This window comes from Streptomyces clavuligerus (genome assembly GCF_005519465.1).
GTDB lineage: Bacteria > Actinomycetota > Actinomycetes > Streptomycetales > Streptomycetaceae > Streptomyces > Streptomyces clavuligerus.
In genome coordinates, this window is sequence record NZ_CP027858.1 from 2805277 (window position 1) to 2823429 (window position 18153).

Annotated in this window: 14 protein-coding genes; 3 read left to right on the top strand and 11 right to left on the bottom strand. The window is 72.5% G+C overall.

Going from position 1 to position 18153, the window contains the following annotated elements:
- Positions 1-196: 196 nt before the first annotated feature.
- From CRV15_RS11580 to CRV15_RS11590, 3 genes are all read right to left on the bottom strand, one after another.
- Positions 197-628, bottom strand: a complete 432-nt coding sequence (locus tag CRV15_RS11580) for a hypothetical protein (protein ID WP_003961368.1) — start codon at positions 626-628, stop codon at positions 197-199.
- A 605-nt stretch (positions 629-1233) separates the two neighbouring features.
- Positions 1234-4176, bottom strand: coding sequence for an SARP-family global regulator AfsR (gene afsR, locus CRV15_RS11585; RefSeq protein WP_029182998.1), 2943 nt, complete (start codon positions 4174-4176; stop codon positions 1234-1236).
- 285 nt (positions 4177-4461) lie between these two features.
- The gene (locus CRV15_RS11590; RefSeq protein WP_003953406.1) at positions 4462-5271 is read right to left on the bottom strand and encodes a polysaccharide deacetylase family protein; all 810 of its coding nucleotides are present in this window, start codon (positions 5269-5271) and stop codon (positions 4462-4464) included.
- Positions 5272-5542: 271 nt separating this feature from the next.
- Here CRV15_RS11590 and CRV15_RS11595 point away from each other — a divergent pair, with 271 nt between their 5' ends.
- Complete coding sequence (locus CRV15_RS11595) at positions 5543-6781, top strand: amidohydrolase family protein (protein ID WP_003953407.1); 1239 nt, start codon at positions 5543-5545, stop codon at positions 6779-6781.
- Positions 6782-6886: 105 nt separating this feature from the next.
- Here the strand turns inward: CRV15_RS11595 and CRV15_RS11600 are convergent, their stop codons facing one another.
- Positions 6887-7747 carry a glycosyltransferase family 2 protein gene (locus tag CRV15_RS11600; RefSeq protein ID WP_003961366.1) on the bottom strand — a complete coding sequence of 287 codons (861 nt, stop codon included), beginning with the start codon at positions 7745-7747 and terminating at the stop codon, positions 6887-6889.
- 1026 nt (positions 7748-8773) lie between these two features.
- Entirely contained in the window at positions 8774-9010 is a 237-nt protein-coding gene (locus CRV15_RS11610; RefSeq protein ID WP_003953411.1) for a DUF7848 domain-containing protein, read from the bottom strand.
- Between the two features lie 154 nt (positions 9011-9164).
- Here CRV15_RS11610 and CRV15_RS11615 point away from each other — a divergent pair, with 154 nt between their 5' ends.
- Both CRV15_RS11615 and CRV15_RS11620 read left to right on the top strand, forming a co-directional pair.
- The gene (locus CRV15_RS11615; protein WP_003953412.1) at positions 9165-10604 is read left to right on the top strand and encodes an NsdA family TPR-like regulatory protein; all 1440 of its coding nucleotides are present in this window, start codon (positions 9165-9167) and stop codon (positions 10602-10604) included.
- A gap of 9 nt (positions 10605-10613) precedes the next feature.
- Positions 10614-11096: a hypothetical protein gene (locus CRV15_RS11620; RefSeq protein ID WP_003961364.1), complete on the top strand. Its 483-nt coding sequence runs from the start codon at positions 10614-10616 to the stop codon at positions 11094-11096.
- Positions 11097-11115: 19 nt separating this feature from the next.
- On the opposite strand, the gene CRV15_RS11625 is transcribed toward CRV15_RS11620, so the two are convergent.
- The 6 genes from CRV15_RS11625 to CRV15_RS11650 all read right to left on the bottom strand — a co-directional run bounded on the left by CRV15_RS11625 (position 11116) and on the right by CRV15_RS11650 (position 17627).
- Positions 11116-12327, bottom strand: coding sequence for an ABC transporter permease (locus tag CRV15_RS11625; protein WP_003953414.1), 1212 nt, complete (start codon positions 12325-12327; stop codon positions 11116-11118).
- Positions 12324-13085 (bottom strand): ABC transporter ATP-binding protein, encoded by a 762-nt coding sequence (locus CRV15_RS11630; protein ID WP_009997210.1) that lies wholly within the window; start codon positions 13083-13085, stop codon positions 12324-12326. The genes CRV15_RS11625 and CRV15_RS11630 overlap by 4 nt, the downstream gene beginning before the upstream one ends.
- Before the next feature lie 23 nt (positions 13086-13108).
- Positions 13109-14521, bottom strand: coding sequence for a peptidoglycan-binding domain-containing protein (locus CRV15_RS11635; RefSeq protein ID WP_003961362.1), 1413 nt, complete (start codon positions 14519-14521; stop codon positions 13109-13111).
- Positions 14522-14549: 28 nt separating this feature from the next.
- Entirely contained in the window at positions 14550-15176 is a 627-nt protein-coding gene (locus tag CRV15_RS11640; protein WP_009997208.1) for a hypothetical protein, read from the bottom strand.
- Positions 15177-15276: 100 nt separating this feature from the next.
- Entirely contained in the window at positions 15277-16233 is a 957-nt protein-coding gene (locus tag CRV15_RS11645) for an NAD(P)-dependent oxidoreductase (RefSeq protein ID WP_009997207.1), read from the bottom strand.
- On the bottom strand, positions 16230-17627 hold the full coding sequence (locus CRV15_RS11650) for an NsdA family TPR-like regulatory protein (RefSeq protein WP_003953418.1): 1398 nt from the start codon (positions 17625-17627) through the stop codon (positions 16230-16232). The genes CRV15_RS11645 and CRV15_RS11650 overlap by 4 nt, the downstream gene beginning before the upstream one ends.
- Positions 17628-18153 lie beyond the last annotated feature (526 nt).

Here is an 18153-nt window from a genome sequence, read left to right on the forward strand (position 1 = left end):
CGAAAAAGGCCGTGGCGGCTGTCCTTCGAGCCATCACGGCCTTACCCCTTCGGGTGAAGTCCCGTTCAGTTCTTCGCTTTCGGATCCCTCACTCAGGGTCACTATCCGGCCGATGGAACAGGCGCTGGACCAGACCTTTCGTCCCGATGGTCGGATCAGTTCCTTGTCCCACCGGCCGGTGTGCCGGTGCGGGGCCTCAGGGCCTCGGGGGTGCCGGGATGTGGTTGTCGAGCGGCCGGGCGGCACGGTCCCGGACGACGCGGGGAGGCGCCGGAATGTGGTTGTCGAGGGTGCGGATGTCCGCCGCGGCCACCGGCTTGGTGGGCGGCGCGGGAATGTGGTTGTCCGGCGGGAGGGCGTCCTGAGCGGCGGCCGGCGGGATGTGGTTGTCCGGCGGCGTGGCCGCGGCGCCCGCCTCCGGCTCCGCCTCGGCGGCGACCGGCCTCGGACCACGCGGGATGTGGTTGTCCTGAGGCAGCAGGGTGCCGTCGTCGGCGGTGGCCCCGGGCGGCGTCGGAGTGACCGACGGCCCCGGAATGTGGTTGTCACCGTCCTGGACGACGCTCTGGACGACGTCCTGGACCGCGCTGCTGTTCCTGTTCTCGATGGTGTTCATGGTGTCCCCCATGGTTAGTGCGATGGTGCTGTGGTGTTGATGAAACAGACGTGGCCTCCCGCCCGGAGACTCCCCCGAGGGTCGCCGGACGGAAGGCCCTGGGAACTCCACCCGCCCCCCGGTGTGGCGAAGTCCCTGTGCGATCCGTCTGCCCCCCGACGCGACGGATCGACTGCGATGAGCATTCCGCACCGTCATAAACATTCGATGAACGTCCTGGCAGAAAGCCGTTACGGACACCGGGAGAGCGGAACGGTCCACTCTGACACGGACGAGTTTCTGGACGCTTTGGTTCCGGGGGCGGGAGCTGTGCGGACGGCGTGCACGGCGCGCGGGGCGGCGCCGGGGCCGTGTCACCGTTCTGTCCCGGGACCGCGTCTCCCGTCCGCCTTCCGCCCGCCGCCCCCCGGCCGCCCGTCCGCCCGCGCGTCCGCCTTCCGTGCGGACAGGGGTACGCGGCGCCGCGCCCGACGGCGGGTCAGCGGGCCCTGAGGCACCGTGTGTCCGCCGGGACGGGGACCGGGCCCCGGAGGGCGCCCGGGGCGGCCCCAGGGGCTCCCCAGGGCCCTCGCGCGGGCGGGCGGACACGGAGGGGCACCCGGCCCCGGAACGGCCCGTCAGGCGGCCATCAGCGGCGCGAGCAGCGCCCGCACCTCGTCCACCTCGACCGCCGCCAGCGCCTCGTGCAGCGCCAGCGCCTCCTGCCAGCAGGCCCGCGCCCGGTCCACCTGGCTCAGCGCGAACAGCGCCCGGCCCAGCGTGATCAGCACCTGGCCCCGGATGGAGTCGCCGCCCATGCAGCCGAGGGCGAGCGCCTGCTCGGCGTGGAGGGCGGCGGGCGCCGGGCGTCCGGCCGCGAGATGCGCCTGAGCGATACGGAACTGGGTCGTCCCCTCCCACAGCCGCTGCCGGTTGGCCGCGAACCCGTCCTGCGCGTCGAGGAGCTGCTCCAGGGCCTCGGTGTACCGCCCCGCGTTGGTGAGGGTGACCCCCAGCTCGTACCGGGCGTTCGCGAGCCGCAGCGTGAAGCCCTGGCGGGCGTGCAGCTCCACCCCGCGCCGGGCCACGGCCACCGCCTGCTCGTCCCGGCCCTGCCGGAGCTGGAGCCGCGCGTAGTTGCACAGCGTGCTCGCCTCACCGGGCGTGTTGCCGTCCGCGTGATGGCCCTCGATCGCCTTCTGGAGGCACTCCTCCGCCTCCGCGTAGCGGCCCAGGTGCACGGTGATGATGCCCCGGTTGTTGTACGACCAGTGGAGCGAGGGCGCGTCCCCGTTCTCCTCCGCGAGCCGCGCGGCCTCCACGGAGTCCGTGTACGCCTCCTTGTACCGCCCGGCGACCAGGTGCACCTGGGTGAGCGCCACATACGCGCGGCCCAGCGCCCGGCTGTCCCCGGCGGCGCGCGCCGCGTGGCAGGCGGCGAGCGTGGCGGCCTCGTACTGCTTGGAGTTGGCCCCCGAGTCGGTGAGGTCCTTGGCCGCCCACAGCAGATCCACGGCCCGCCGCAGCCCCGGACCCGCGGTGGACTGCTGGGCGCAGGTCAGGATGCAGTGGGCCTCCGCGTATAGCCAGTCCAGGGCGGTCTGACGGTCGGTGAAGGAGAGGCCGGGCAGCTCGGTGGGGGTGAGATGGGCCGGGAGGGTGTCCCCCGGGCGTTCGATCGCGTACACCTGCGCGGTGGTGGCGAGGTAGAAGTCGAGCAGCCGGGAGAGGGCGGCCGCACGGTCCCGGGGGGTCTCGTCGCGTTCGGCGCAGGAGCGCGCGTAGAGGCGCACGAGGTCGTGGAAGCGGTAGCGGCCCGGCGCGGCGGACTCCAGGAGGGAGATGTCGACGAGGTCTTCGAGGAGGTCCTCCGACTCGTGGAGGGCGAGTCCGAGCATCGCCGCCGCCGCGGCGGTCGAGATGTCGGGGCCGTCGGCGAGGCCGAGCAGCCGGAAGACCCGGGCCTGGTCGGGGTCGAGCTGCCCGTAGCCCAGTTCGAACGTCGCCTTGACGGCGAGGTCGCCCGCCTGGAGCTCGTCGAGGCGGCGGCGCTCGTCGGCGAGCTTCGCGGCGAGGACGGAGACCGTCCAGGTGCGGCGGGCGGCCAGCCGGGAGGCGGCGACGCGGATCGCCAGCGGCAGGAAGCCGCAGGCGGCGACGACGTCGAGCGCGGCCTCCCGCTCGGCGTTGACCCGTTCGGCGCCCACGATCCGGGTGAAGAGCTGGAGCGCCTCCTCCGGGGACATCACATCGAGGTCGATGAGCTGCGCCCCGGCGAGGTCGACCATGCGGGTGCGGCTGGTGACCAGCGCGGCGCAGCCCGCGGTGCCGGGCAGCAGGGGCCGGATCTGGGCCGCGTCCCGGGCGTTGTCCAGCAGCACGAGCAGCCGCCGCCCGGCGAGGGTGGAGCGGTAGAGCGCGGCCCGCTCGTCGAGGGAGTCGGGGATGGAGGCGTCCGGAGTGCCGAGGGCGCGCAGGAAGGCGCCGAGGACGGCCACCGGCTGGGCGGCGTGCGACCCGGCGCCCTGGAGGTCGATGTAGAGCTGTCCGTCCGGGAAGTGGGGCCGCGCGGCGTGCGCGACATGCACCGCCAGCGTGGTCTTGCCGACACCGCCGATGCCCGCGAGCGCGGACACGGCCATGACCGGTCCGTCGGGCGCGGCGAGCTGGGTGCCCAGGTCCTGGACGAAGGAGGCCCGTCCGGTGAAGTCGGGCACGGTCGCCGGGAGTTGGGCGGGCTGGGCGATCCGGGGCGCGGGTGCCTCCCGGCCGCCGGGCCGGGTGAGTTCGACGTCCGCGCGGAGGATGCGTTCCTGGAGCCGGGAGAGTTCGGGACGCGGGTCGACACCGAGTTCGTCGGCGAGCAGACGGCGGGTGTCCGCGTACACCGCCAGCGCCTCCGCCTGCCGGCCGCTGCGGTACAGCGCCACCATCAACAGCTCCCGCAGCCGCTCCCGCAGCGGATGCGCCGCCGTCAGCGCCGTCAGCTCCGACACCGCCTCCGCGTGCGCACCCGCCTCCAGATCCAGATCCAGCCGCGTCTCCAGCAACTGGAGCCGCCACTCCTCCAGACGCGTCCGCTGATTCTCCGCGTACGGACCCGGCACATGCGCCAGCGGCTCACCGTCCCACAGCCCCAGCGACTTCCCGATCAGCGCCCGCGCCCGCTCCCGGTCACCCGCCGCACGCGTCTTCTCCGCCTCCAGCGCCAACTCCTGCGCCTCGAACAGATCCACACACTCCCGGCCCACCCGGATCGCGTACCCACCCGCCTCACTCACCAGCGCACCCGGCCCCAGCACCTTCCGCAACCGCGACGCATACGTGCGCAGCGCGGCCAGTGCCTGGGACGGCGGGTCGTCCCCCCAGATCGCGTCGATCAACTCCGACGCCGTCGCGGTACGCCCGTCCCGCAGCAGCAACGCGCCGAGCAGGGCACGCTGCTGAGGGGAGCCGGAGGCCATGGGCTCCCCACCACGCCAGGCACGTACCGGCCCGAGCACGCTGAAGCGCAGGTCAACAGCGTCGCTGGGCGCTGGGACTCGTTGCTCCGGTACGCGTGGCCCGCTGTCACGGTCCATTGCTGCTCCCTGCCCCGAACTGCCGATTCGCATCCGACAGTCTGCCTTGTAGGAGGTGGCTCCGTCAGCAGCGAGGTACACCCCTGTCGCTCCGTGGCCGGAGCCCGATGCACGATAACCCGCTCTTTGGGATCTTCATCCGATTTTCACCGGGGTTCTGCGCCGTCTCTACCTCTGAGAATTGGACAATCTTCCGCAGTGCTGGTTTCCGCGCTGTCGCAACCGCTTTGACCTGGGGATTCTTCCCGGTGATAACTCCGGGCGGAGCATTCCGGACCGGGACGGTCACGGCCGGTAGACCGTTCCCGGCCGCGCCTTGGCGGGTGCCAGCAGCTGGGAGACGGTGACAAATGTATAACCGCGACCCTTGAGTTTCTCGATGATCCCGGGGACGGCGGGAACGGTTCCGTCGTAGATGTCGTGGAGCAGGATCACACCGTCGCGCGACGCCTGCTTGAGTATGCGTTTCTCGATCAGGGCGGAGTCGTTGGTGGAGTAGTCCTTCGCGGTGGCGCTCCACAGGATCTGGGCGAGGCCCAGTTCCTTGCTGACGGCGGTGACGTCGTCGTTGATACGGCCCTGCGGGGGACGCATCAGGGTGGGCCGCTCCCCGGTGATCTTCTCTATCGCGACCTGGGTGCGCTCCAGCTCCTCCCGTATCCCGTCCCGCTTGAGCTGGTCGAGCCGCCGGTGGGTCCAGGTGTGGTTGGCGACCTCGTGGCCCTCGTCGTGGAGGCGCTTGACGACCTTGGGGTAGCGGTCGATGTGCTTCCTGCCGAGCAGGAAGAAGGTCGCGGGCACCCGTTCCCGCTTCAGGGTGTCCAGCAGTTCGGGGGTGTCCCTGCCGGGGCCCGCGTCGAAGGTGAGGGCGATGCACTTCTCCTTCTCGCAGTCGACGGGCTCGGTGGCGCCGCTCGGCGAGACGGTCCTGCCCTCGGCGAGCGCGTCGGCGCGGGCGTCGGCGGGCGCGGTGGTGTCCATGGAGCAGGCGCCGAGGGCGAGCGTGAGCGCGGTGGCGCCCGCGAGGGCGGCGGCCAGCCGGCGGGGACGGGCACCCGTCCGGGCGGTGGTGGCCTTCCTGGGGTGGGCGGGCATGCGGAGACTCCCCCTGTGTGGGTGGTGGGCGATCGGTGGTCCCGCCCGGCGCCGGGGCGGGGGTCCGCACTATACATAGGGTGTATACCTGCCCTTTCGGGCGGCCCGGCGGGGCCCGTCACGGCCCGGGGTCCGCGCGTGGGGCACCCGCGGACTCCATGGAGGAAGAGGGGACGGGGGCGGTCCGGGTTCATTGACATGGATCACACGCGGGGCCCGATGCGCCCCCGCACGAGCTGACGGCCTGTCAGATCGGCGCTACCGTGAACGCATGGAGACCTTCCCCAGGATCATCTCGGTGGACGATCACACGGTGGAGCCCCCTCAGGTCTGGCGGGACCGGCTCCCGTCGAAGTACCGGGACACGGCCCCCCGGATCGTCCGCGCCCCCCTCAAGGACCTGACCTTCCTCGGCGGCCGTTTCGCCCCCGTGATGGGCGCCCCCGGCGACGAGGGCCCGCTCGGCGACTGGTGGGTGTACGAGGACCTGCGCCGCCCCCTCACCCGGCTCGACACCGCCGTCGGCTGCACGCGTGACGAGATCAAGCTGGAGGTCATCACCTATGAGCAGATGCGCCCCGGCTCCTACAGCGTCCCGGAACGGCTGGCCGACATGGACCTCAACCACGTCCAGTCCGCGCTCTGCTTCCCGACCTTCCCCCGCTTCTGCGGGCAGACCTTCACCGAGGCCAAGGACCGCGAGCTGGCGCTGCTCGCGGTCCGCGCGTACAACGACTGGATGGTCGAGGAGTGGTGCGGGCCGAAGGCGCGCGGACGGCTGATCCCGCTCACCCTCGTCCCCCTGTGGGACGCCGGACTCGCCGCCGCCGAGGTCCGCCGCAACGCCGACCGGGGCGTGCGCGCGGTCGCGTTCTCCGAGATACCGCCGTTCCTCGGGCTCCCCTCGATCCACGGCGACGGGTGGGACCCCTTCCTGCGCGCCTGCGACGAGACCGGCACGGTGATCGCCATGCATATCGGCTCGTCCTCGAAGATGCCCTCGACCTCGGCGGACGCTCCCCCGGCGGTCGGCTCCACGATCACGTTCGCCAACTGCTGCTTCTCGATGGTCGACTGGCTGCTGAGCGGAAAGTTCGAGCGTTTCCCCGGGCTGCGGATCATGTACGCCGAGGGACAGATCGGCTGGATTCCGTACATCCTGGAGCGCGCCGACACGGTGTGGGAGGAGAACCGGGCCTGGGGCGGGGTGGCCGAGAAGGTCCTGCGCCCGCCGTCCGAGCTGTTCGCCGGGCATGTCTACGGGTGCTTCTTCGACGACGCCTTCGGGCTGCGGAACCTGGACGCCATCGGCGCGGGGAACGTGCTGTACGAGACGGACTATCCGCACTCGGACTCGACCTGGCCGAGGTCGCGGGAGGTCGGGGAGGCGCAGATGGGGCACCTTCCGGACGAGGTGGTGGAGCGGATCGTCCGGGGGAACGCGATCGAGGTGCTGGGGCTGACGGCCGAGGGGCTGTGGGCGGGGGCCGGGGGTGGGGCGGGGGCCTGAAGGCCCCGGGCCCCGTCGTTCCCGCCGTTGCCCTGGCGGATGCCCCCGTATTCCGCCGCTCCCCAGCGTTCCCTGCGGTCCCCGCCGTTCCCCGTCGGGGCCGGGTCAGATGACCGGGGGGCGTCCCAGCCGGGTCATCCGCCAGACCGTGGACCAGCGCATCGGCCGCCGTCGGCCGCAGGGCTGCCGCACGCCCTCCACGAACCCGCCGAACCACGCCTTCAGACCCTTCGGGTCGCGGGTGCGCAGCACCGTCATCGCCGTCCAGGTCCCCAGGTAGAGCGGCACCAGCGGCGCGGGCAGGTGGCGCTTCGCCAGCCAGACCCGGTTGCGGGCGGTCATCCGGTAGTAGACGGCGTGCCGCGCCGGGCTGGTCCTCGGGTGCTGGAGCAGCAGGGCGGGCTCGTAGAGGATCTTCCAGTCGTCGTCGAGGGCGCGCCAGGCGAGGTCGGTCTCCTCATGGGTGAAGAAGAACTCGTCCGGCCAGCCGCCGATCCGCTCCAGCATCGCCATGGAGAGGGAGTGCCCGCCCCCGAGGAAGGTGGTGACGAGCCCCCGGCGCATGGGGTCCTTCGCCCGCAGCCGGGGGACGTGCCGCCGCTGGGTCTCACCCTGCTCGTCGGCGATCCGGAACGAGACGATGCCGAGCTTGGGGTCGGCCTCGTGGAGATCGGCGAGCCGGGAGAAGACGTCGGTCTCCACGAGGAGGCCGTCGTCGTCCAGGTCGATCAAAACATCGACGTCACCGAACTCGCGCAGCCGCCGCATGGCCACGTTCCGCCCACCGGAGACCCCGAGGTTCTCGGGCAACTGGACGGCGGTCACCCCCTCGGGCAACTCGGGCAGCGGCGCGCCCTGCCCGACGACGACGATCCGGACCGCCTTCTCGTCCTGCGCCGCCACGGAGTCGAGCAGGGCCCTCAGCTCGACGGGCCTGTTGCCCATGGTCAGTACGGCCACACCCATACGCGGTCGCGTCACGCCTCGACTCCACTCCAGCCACTGTGTTGGTTCCGGGCGCGATGCTACCCAGTGGTCATCCGTGCGTGTGCCGCAGGTAACCGGGGGGCGTTTGAATGTTCAGCGGCGGGGGCGCGCAATTCAGCCCCTCCGGCGATTGAGGAGCGGGGGCTCGGGGGCTGGCCCCCGACAACGGGCCCGCGCGGTGCGGGGGCCTGGGGTCCGTCGGCTTGCGCGTGAGGTTTTCCGTTGGACGCGGGGTCCGTCCTCAAACGCCGGACAGGCTTGGTGTGCTCGGGCCGACCGTATGGCGCGGGATGTGGGGGCCTCCGGGCTCGACTCCTCAGGGCCGGCAGACCGAGGTCCGTCGTCCGGGCGCGGGCCATTCTCCGCCGGTCCCTTCCGGGGACGACCCTGCACCCCCCACCACGGGCAGACGGCCCACCCGGGTGCGGGATGTACGTGGCAATCCCTGTTCCCCAGGGGGCGATGGCACAGATGCGCAAGAGCCGGGCACTCACCAGTCTGTAAGAGCGGTAAGCGCGGGTGGTGCCCCGGCCGCCTCGGGGCGGGAGCCGAGTGGCCGGGACCAGGGAGCACAGGCGCGGGACGCTCCCCTTTTCCTCAAAACCTCAAGAGGTGCCGCCTTCGACCGCGAGGGAGCTCGGGGTGGTCCTCGTCACGCCGGGATTCGGAGTGTTTCGAGGTCCCGGGCGACGCCCGAGGCGATCACGCCCACGGATATGGTCCACAAGAACAGGATCATGACCGCGCCCAAGACGGATATTTTTGCGTTCCGCTTTCGCACAGGCCCTCGTCACTCGCTCAGAGATTCGGTCGACGTTCGGTGATGATCTTCCACGTGGATTTCCTCACGAGGCACAGAGCGCTCTGGGGTATCGGCGGAGGGCTTCCTCTTCAGCTTGCAGTCCGGGCGGGGGCAGGCACAGGGACCGAAGTCGAACGGGTTCAGCTCAGACCTCTGGCTCAAGGGTTGGCGCATCATCGGCTTCCATGTCAGGGGCGGGTGGATCACGGTGCCGCGGTGGGCGCCGAAGGGTCGGCGACGACAGGCAACACGGCATGCAGGAGTTCGGTGGTGACCTGCTGGAATTCGCGGTGACCGGTGACGTCGGCGTGGCCGAGGGCCCAGCGGGCGAAGGCCGCCAGCGGCGGGCCGAGCGGCGACCTCTCCTCGCACTCCGTGCATTGGATCATCCGGGTGGTGGGAGCACCGTCTGTAGGTACCAGCACGTCTCTCTGCGTCATCGCGTATCTCCACGTAGTCGGTCATTGACAGTCATAGCGTCGGCCTGGGCAACCAACGGGGCCATATCCGCGAGGGGTTACCGACTCGGTAATAGAGTCGTTGGAGTTCTCGACAGACGCTCCGTTGTGAAAAGATCACGCTCAGGAAGTCGAATTGGACGCCTACACCCGAGGCCCGCTGCCCTCCGGTCTGCTCGACAGAGAAGACTTACGGGCCGCCCTGACTGAGCACGACTTCGCCGCCGCCTTTGCTCTGATCAAGAAGTGGGGCGGCCTGTCGCAGAACAAGATCGGCGCGGCCTGCCAGCTCACGCCTGGCAAGGTGTCCAACGTCATCAGTGGGAGCCACCGCATCACCAGCTTTGAGGTGGTCTGCCGAATCTCCGACGGACTCCGTATTCCGGGGCACCTGCTGGGCCTGGCGCCACGTACCTGGGAATCCACCGTCGAGCCGGAGCCCGCGCCCTCGGATGGTCCACCCGCAGACAGCTTTCCATGGCGGTCGGACGCCACGGTGCGTCTCGCAGCCGACCTGACGAGGAGTGACCTCCTGATGGACAGACGCGCAATAGCACGCGCCCTTGCTGGGGCAGTTGCCACCGGTAGTGCGCTGCTCGATCCGCTCGAAGGTTGGATGCAACCGTCAGCGACGGTCACCATGCCCGTACGGAGAGGGCGGCTCGGGGCTCGTGACGTGATCGAACTGGAGGTCGCGGCGAAAGAACTGCGGCACTGGAGCCGCCGGTACGGCGGTGGCCTACGGCGCAAGGCGGTCGTCGGGCAGCTCAGCGAAGTCGCAGGAGCCCTGGACGAATGCCAGACGCCGACGGTCGAGAGGGGCCTCTACCGAGTCATGGCCCAGCTCGCCGGGACTGCCGCCACGACCGCATGGGACACCGGTCTTCACCGCCGGGCACAGGACTACTACCGCCTTGCGCTCAGAGCGGCACACGTGGGTGGAGATCTTGCCTTCGGGGCCAACGTCCTGGCCGGGATGGCGCGGCAGATGCTCTACTGCGACCGTCCTGATGACGCCCTCCAGCTGATCCAGCTCGCCCAGGAAGGGGCCCGGGGCGCGATGGGGCCCAGAGTGCGTGCCATGCTCCACACCCGGGAGGCATGGGCGTATGCCGCCCTCGGCCGCCGGGCGGGGTTCGAGAGGGCGACCGGGCAGGCGCGCGACATGCTGGCGAAGGCACAGTCGGACGACGAAGAGCCCTACTGGATCACCTACTTCGACGACGCTGAGCTGGCGGGTGTCACCGGGGGTCGGCTTCTGGACCTGGCCCGGCGGGACCCGCGACAGCACGTGGATCGGGCCGCAGACCATATCCGACATGCCTTGTCGGCCCGGGGGCCACAGGCCGGGCGGGGACATGTGCTGGACCGGATCGGCCTGGCCGAGTGCCACTTCCTGATGGGCGATGCCCGTGGTGCCGCGGAGGAGACGATGATCGCCGTCGAGGCGGCCCGCCAGATGTGGTCCGGACGGGTGCGTGCCCAGTTGGGTCAGCTGTACCCCCACACGGTGCGATCGGCCTCGCAGCCCCTGCGGGAGGCGCGGGATAGTATCCGCGACCTTCTGTCGAGCTGAGGAGTGGACATGACGGCACTCGCCGTGACGGGACACATGGACCTGACGGAGGAGAGCGTCCCACTGGTCCGGGCCGCTCTGCGCGATCTGCTGGCGCCGTACGGGCCCGGGCTGACGGGAGTGTCCTGCGTCGCCGTCGGAGCGGACACGATCTTCGCGGAGGAGGTGACGGCGGCGGGCGGGCGTCTGGTGGTGGTGATCCCCTCCCTGGACTACCGGGAGGCGAAGGTGAAGCCGGATCACGCGCCGGTGTTCGACCTGCTGGTGTCGGCGGCGGCCGAGGTGGTCACCCTGGCGCACCCGACGGCGAACCGCGCCGCCTACGAGGCCGCCAACGCCGAGCTTCTCCGGCGGGCGGACCGTCTGGTGGCGGTCTGGGACGGTTCCCCTCCGGCGGGACGGGGCGGGACCGCCGACACGGTCGCCGGGGCGCGGGCCGCGGGAGTGCCCGTGGACGTGGTCTGGCCGGAGAGCGCCGCCCGCAGAGGGTGAGCGACCGCCGGGCCCGGCCTCACGCCGACGTCAGCGCCTCCGTCGGGGGCAGGCGGCCCGCGCGGACGGCCGGGTAGAGGCCCGCCAGGGCGCCGATGAGGAGGGTGACGGCGACGGCCAGGGCCGCGGACCAGGGGGGGACGGTCGTGGGCCAGCCGCGGAGGGCCGCGTAACCGGCCGTGATCGCCGTGCCCAGGACCGTTCCCGCGAGGCCGCCGAGGACCGACAGGAGCAGCGACTCCGCCACGAACTGGCCCCGGATCTGGCCGCTCGTCGCGCCCAGCGCCCTGCGCAGGCCGATCTCGGGGCGCCGTTCCAGGACGGAGATCACCATGGTGTTGCCGACCCCCACGCCGCCCACCAGGAGGGCGACGCCGCCGAGGCCGAGGAGCAGGCCCGTCAGCGCCGACTCGGTGGCCTCGCGGGCGGCGAGGGCGTCGGAGGGGCGGGAGACGAGGACTTCGCCGGGGTTCTCCGGGTTGGCGGTCGCGGCGAGGACGTTCCACACCGCCGTCACCCGGTCGTCGCGGGCCCGGACGTACACCGTGGAGGGGTGCCCGTCGAAGCCGAGATAGGTGCGGGCGGCGTCCCAGCCCACCAGGGCCGTGTTGTCGATCTCGGGCGCGAGCGGCACCGGTCGGAGCACGCCGACCAGTGAGAACCACCGGTCGCCCAGCCAGAGCCTGGTGCCCGGTTCATCGGCGTCGAGGCGGCGGGCCGCCTGCGCGCCCAGGACGACCGCCGGGTACTGCTCCGTCGCCGACTCCAGCCAGCGGCCGATCCGTACCTCCCCGCCGATCGCGGGCAGCAGCCGCGGCCCGGCGGCGGCCACCTCGACGCTGCTGGTCCGGCCGGTCGGGATGTGCTGGTTGCGGTAGACGGCGGCGCCCTCGACCGCGCCGATCGATGTGACCTGCTGGACCGGCCCGACGCGCCGGATCATCGGCACGGTCTCACGGGGCAGCTCGGCGCTCCCGCCGGAGGCGGCCTCGCCGGGGGCGACGCGCAGCATGTTCGTACCGAGGCCGTCGAGCAGCCGGTCGACCTCGGCGCGGCTGGAGCTGGAGATGCCGACGACGGCGATCATCGCGGCGACCCCGATGGCGATGCCCAGGGCGGACAGGAAGACCCGCAGCGGACGGGTCCGCAGCCCGGTGCCGCCGAGGCGCACCAGGTCGGCGGGGCCCAGCCGGGCCGGGCGCAGGGCCGGTGTGCGGTGTCGGCGGCTCATCGGGCCGCCCCCGTGTCCCCGACGGGCCGGACGTCCGGCCCGGGGCGGGCGCTGTCGGCGACGATCCGGCCGTCGCGGATCTCCACCCGGCGGTCGAACCCGGCCGCCATCTCCCGGTCGTGGGTGATGACGACGACCGTGGTCCCGGCGGTGTTCAGTTCGCGCAGCAGCGTGAGGACGGCGGTGCCGGAGGCCGAGTCCAGGTTGCCGGTGGGTTCGTCGGCGAGCAGCAGCGCCGGTTCCCCGATCACGGCGCGGGCGACGGCGGCCCGCTGCCGTTCGCCGCCGGAGAGCTGGTGCGGCAGATGGGCGGTCCGGTGGTCGAGACCCACGCGGGTGAGGGCCCGCGCCGCCCGGCGCCGCCGTTCCCGCAGGGGTACGCCCGCGTACAGCAGCCCGTCGGCGACGGTGTCCAGCACCGGGACCCCGACCGCGAGGTGGAACTGCTGGAAGACGAAGCCGATCCGCTGGGCGCGCAACGCGGAGACCTCCCGGTCGGAGAGCCGGTCGAGCCGGTGGCCGTCCACGGTGATCCGGCCCGTCGAGGGGCGGTCCAGGGTGCCCATGAGGTGGAGCATGGTGGACTTGCCGGAGCCCGACTGGCCGACGACGGCGACGAGTTCGCCGTAGTCGACGGTCAGATCGATCTCGCGGACGGCGGTGACCCGGCCGGGGTAGGTCTTCGAGACGCCCCGGAACTCGACCACGGGCCCTCGGTCCTCGTGCCGGGTGCGGCCCCGCCGTGCGCCGGGGGTCACCGGGGCTTCTGGGGTCCCTGGGGTCACCGGGGAATCCTCACCTTCGTGCCCTCGCGGATACCGTCCCCGCTGACCTCGACCTTGCCGTCCGCGAAGAGTCCGGTGGTCACGGGGGTGAAGCGGCTCCCGGCGCCGGAGGTTTCCGCGTCGGCCCGCTCCAGGCCGTGGCCGCCCTCCGCGAGCGCCACCAGGGCCGCCACGGGCACGGCCAGGACGTCCGCGCGCCGCTGGGAGGCATAGCGGACCGAGACGGGGCCGCTCTCCAGCCGTCCCAGGGAGTTCTGGTCGGCGAACGTGATGACGACGGCGACGGTGGCCTCGCCCGCGCCGCCCCCGTCCCCGCCGTCGCCGCCCGCGCGCTCGGGTGCTGTCGCGTCCCTGCCCACGCTGGCGACGGTGCCGGTGACCGCACGTCCGTCGGGGAGGTCGACGGTGACCCGGCCGCCGCGCCGGGCCCAGCCGAGCCGGTCCGCGCGCGCGTTGACGGTGACCATGCGGGAGGTGCTGGTGTAGCTGACCGGGTTGCCCGAGACCCGGTCGCCGACGCGCACGGCGGCGGAGGCGACACGGACCCCGCCGGGGCCGTAGACGACGTCGCCGATGCCGACCCGGCCGGTCCGGGGGAGGCCGAGGTCCCGCTGCCAGGCCCTGACGGCCCGCGCGGTCAGTTCGGTGAACGAGTCGTCCACGGTGAAGCCGGTGTAGCCGAGGGCGCTGAGGTTGGTCTCGAACTGCTTGACGTCGAGGCCGCGCAGGGGACGGGGGGCACGGGGGCTGGGGGCCGGTGCCGGGGTCGGGTTGCCGTCGGCCCGGCTGCCGCCCGCGGCCCGGCCGGTGTCGGTGCCGGTGCCGCCTGTGCCCTTGTCGTCGCCGGGGGCGGTCGTGTTCCCCCCGCTCCCGCTGCTTCCGGCCGTCCCGCCCGGGGCCGCCGGGGGCTCGTCCTCCGTGACCGTCCCCAGCTCCCGGTACATGGGGAGACTGCCGTACAGGAGCACCACCGGCCGGTCGTCGACGCGGAGCACCGCCTCCCCGCGTTCCACCCGTTTGTCTCCCTCGGGCAGCCAGGTCACCGTCCCCTCGGCCCTGATGGGGAACGGCACCTCGGGCCCGTACCCGAGCGCGCCCTCGATCTCCGTCTGGTCGACCAGCGTGGTCCTCGTGACCTCGACCGTCCGGCTGCTGCGGGCGGGTGTCCCGTCGCTCGTGCCGTCGTCGTCCCCGCCCAGGCCGAGGGCCGCGACCGCGCTGACCCCGGCGACGAGGGCGATGGCCAGACCGACCAGCACCGGGCCGCGGCCCCGCCGCCGGGGTGCCCGCCGCCCGCCGCCGTCGCCGCCGCTGTCCTGTCCGTCTGCGTCCACCGCGTCCGTCCCGGACGGCTCGTACGGCTCGTACGGCTCGTCGGGCGGCGGGTACGACGCGTCCACATCCTTCACGGCTGTCTCCGGTCCCGTTCCGTCGTCGTCAGCCCTGGGGCTGGACCGTGGCCTCGTCCGGGCTGCCGATGATCGACCCACAGGTGCGGATGGCCCGCTTGGCCTCCGGGGTGGTCGAGTCCCAGACGACATCCGCCGAGTACCCGTCCTCGTCGACGTCGGGGAAGTCGGCGGCGCCGTTCTCCTGCATACAGGTCGCGTACCGCGTGCGCTTGGCGATCTCGGCCTTCGACAGCTTGGGCTGCTGGGCCTTCTCGACGTCGACCGGCACCGGCGGGTTCAGATCGGCGCACTTCTCCAGGGCCCTGGTGTACTTCGGATCGCGTTTCAGGTCCGCGCCGTCGCTGATGGACGCGAGGTCCACCTGCCCCTTGGCGTCCGGGTCCGGCGCCTCGATCCCGTTCGTCCGCAGACACGTGACCCACCCGCGCTTCTTCTCGATGTACTGGTCGAGGGCGTTCCCCGGGTTCTTGGCCGGTCCGTCGCCGGACCCCTCCCCGGGCTTCGTCCGCTCGCCGGTCGCGATGTCGTCCTTGCTGTCGGAGCCGCCGTCGCCGCATGCCGTCGCCGTCGTCGACAGGACCACCGCCGCGGCCACTCCGACCAGCACACGGCCCCCGTACCACCGGCTCCCGTACCACCGACGCGCGTTCATCCCCAGGACTCCTCATGGGACTCGACCCCGCCCGGCGCGGTCGCTCCCGGGCTGGTGAGGACGGTAGGGCCGGGCCTTTGAAGAACCGATGAAGAAGCCGTCAAGAACCCTTCCGGGAGGCCCCGTTGCCGGTTGCTCCCCCGGGGTCCGCAGCACTCCCGGCGTCGGCGGTGCTCCCGGCGTCCACTGTGCCTCCCGCGTCCGCGGCGCTCCCGAGGGCCGCCGCGTCCCCGAGGTCGTACAGATGGGACAGCACGGTGTCGAGGGACAGCTCTTGGTCCTTGTCCCCCGACCAGCGCTCGTAGATGCGCCCTGTCGCCTCCGCCGCCTCCGGCGGCAGCCCCGCCGCCCGCAGGGTGTCGGCGATCTCGCCCATCTCCGGACCCCAGCGCCAGGCCCGCGCCGCGACACTCGGCAGATAGCCGGGGTCGGACAGGATCGCCGAGGTCGTCGTGTGCGCCTCTTCGAGGAGGAGACGGCCCACTCCGTGGTGGGCGGCGAGCGCGTGCGCCACCCCGGCGAGGGCGCGGGCCGACTTCTGATAGCCCGCGAAGGCCATCTTCAGGGCCGAGGCCGCGCCCAGCTCCTCACCGGCGGCGCGGACCACCACCCCCGTACCGGCGAAGAGCGCCCCCACCCGCGCCACCGGGGAGGTCGCGCCCGCGAGATAGAGCCGGGCCGAACGCCCGCCGGACGGGGGCGGGCCGATGATCGCGCCGTCCACCACCGCGCACCCGGGCAGCGAGCGTGCGATCCGCAGGGTCCGCTGCGGGCTGATCGCGTTGGCCTCCACATAGATCCCGGTCCAGCCGGCCGCCGCGACCTGGGCCGCGACCTCCTCCGCCGCGTGCGGGGGGCAGACGGAGAGAACGGTTCCGCCTTCCTCCAGCGCGCGGCCGAGGGAGTCGCACGCCACCAGACCGGCGCGTTCGGCCCGGTGCCTGCTCCGCGCGCTGCGCCCGGCCGACACCCACAGCACCCGGTGGCCCAGCGCCACGGCATGGCCCGCGAGCGGGGCGCCCATCGCTCCCGGGTGCAGCAGTATGACGCCCGTCACGCGGCGTCCCCCGGCGGCAGTTCGAGGACGAACCGCTCCTGGTGCGCCGCGAGCGCTTCCTGAAGGCCCACGGCCATCGGCGAACGGGCGCCCGGGTGTCCCGCGAGCCGGCGGGCGAACTGCGCCAGCCGCTTGCGTACGCTCTCCGTGCCCCGGCGTGAGTTGACCACCATCACATCGTGCACCTGCACCGCCGCGCCTTCCAGATCCCCCCGGCCCATCCGGGCCGTCGCCAGGTCCAGCCGGGCCAGGGACATCTCGCCCAGTCTGCGCTGTTCCGGCAGGGCCGACTCGAAGCCGCGCACCGCCTCGGCCGCCGCGGCCTCCGCGTCCGCGAGCTGCTGCCGCCCGCCGAGCCAGAGTTGGGCGCTGCTCCGGTAGAAGAGCTGTTTCTCCTGCGGGAAGTCCATCATCCCGCCCGGGAGTTCATCACCGGTACGGGCCCGATCCCGCAGCAGATCGGCCTCCTTCAGCGCCGTCATCACCTCGCTGCTCTGCCGGAGCTGTCCGTGCGCCCGGGCCTTGATGGCGGCGAGCCGGACGGCCGCGGTGCCCTGTTCGGGGCGGAAGTGCCCGCCCGCGTCGGCGAGCCGGACGGCGTCCTGGGGGCGGCCGTCCCAGTACGCGATCAGCGCCTGGAGCCCCCGTACCCAGGCGCGCAGCCCGTTGTGGCCCGCCGCCTGGCCGCAGAGGAACGCCGTGCGCGCCTGGGTGTCGGCGGCCTCGTACCGGCCGAGGTCGAAGCTGGCGTTCGCGAGCACCCCGCACAGGATTCCGGCGGCGAGATAGAGATCCACGGTGTGGTGGGGCGGCTGGCGGCCCTCGATCAGCTCGAACGCGCGGTTGCGCAACCTGCGGACCTCGGTGAACAGCGGGCCCACCGGGCGGTGCGGATAGGTGAGCACCATCCGGCGGATGTCCGCCTCCAGTTGCTCCAGCGTGGCCGGGCCGACATTGCTGCCGTCCACCCGGACCGCGAAGTCGGCCGACTCGTTGGCCGCCGCCATCACGACGTCCTCGCCGGACTCGTCGCCGTCGCGGTCGACGACCGCGGCGACATGGCTGCAGCCGTGGGCGAAGTCCCCGGTGTGCCGACGTTCGGACAGCGCCGTGCCACCGGACGGCGGGGGGACGAACAGCCGCTCCACGCCAACGGGGCGGAAGAGGTGCGCGAGGATGCGCCGGGCCTCCTTCCTCGGCTGCCCCTTGATCTCCCCCCGGGCCCAGCGGATGAACTGCCGCCTCTCGATCGTCGCCGTGGCCAGGTTCTGCGGTCCCTCCAGCGCCGCCAGCTCCCGGGCGGCCTCCTGGTAGCGGCGGAGGAACACATCCGGGTCCCGCCAGCCGCGCTGGGTGATCAACTGTTGGAACAGAGTCGAGCTGGAAAGCTCCATCGCTAGCCCCTTGGCCCTTTCGGTCCGCCGATTGCGTGGGGTCACGCTAGACATCAACTCGCCCTGGGAAACGCTGTATCCACTCGTGTCACCTGTCCGGCGACGACACGACACAGAGCTGACGCAAGACGGCGCGACACGTCGCTTTCAGGACACTCGCCAGGACCACAGGGGCGGGGGCACGCTGCTTCCCCGGTACCGCCGTACCGGGGAAGGCGGATCGTTCATGCCCATGGGCCGGTGCCATGTGTCCGGCCGGAAGGAGGCCGCTGTGAGCCGCGCTCGGCCCGCTGTGAGCCGCTCGGCACCCGGGCAGCGCGGGACCTGGCCGGATTCCCTCGACCCGCGCACGACCGAATGAGGAGTCATGAGTTCGTCGACCCTTCCGACGCGTCCGACCTGTCGGACCCTGCTGAACCCCCTCCCCCCGCCGGGCCGTCCCGGGGCCGCCCCCGCCCCCGGGGCGGCCCTCCCCGTGCCGCGCATAGAGCCGGACTCCGGCCCGCGGCGGCTGCCCCGGCCCGCG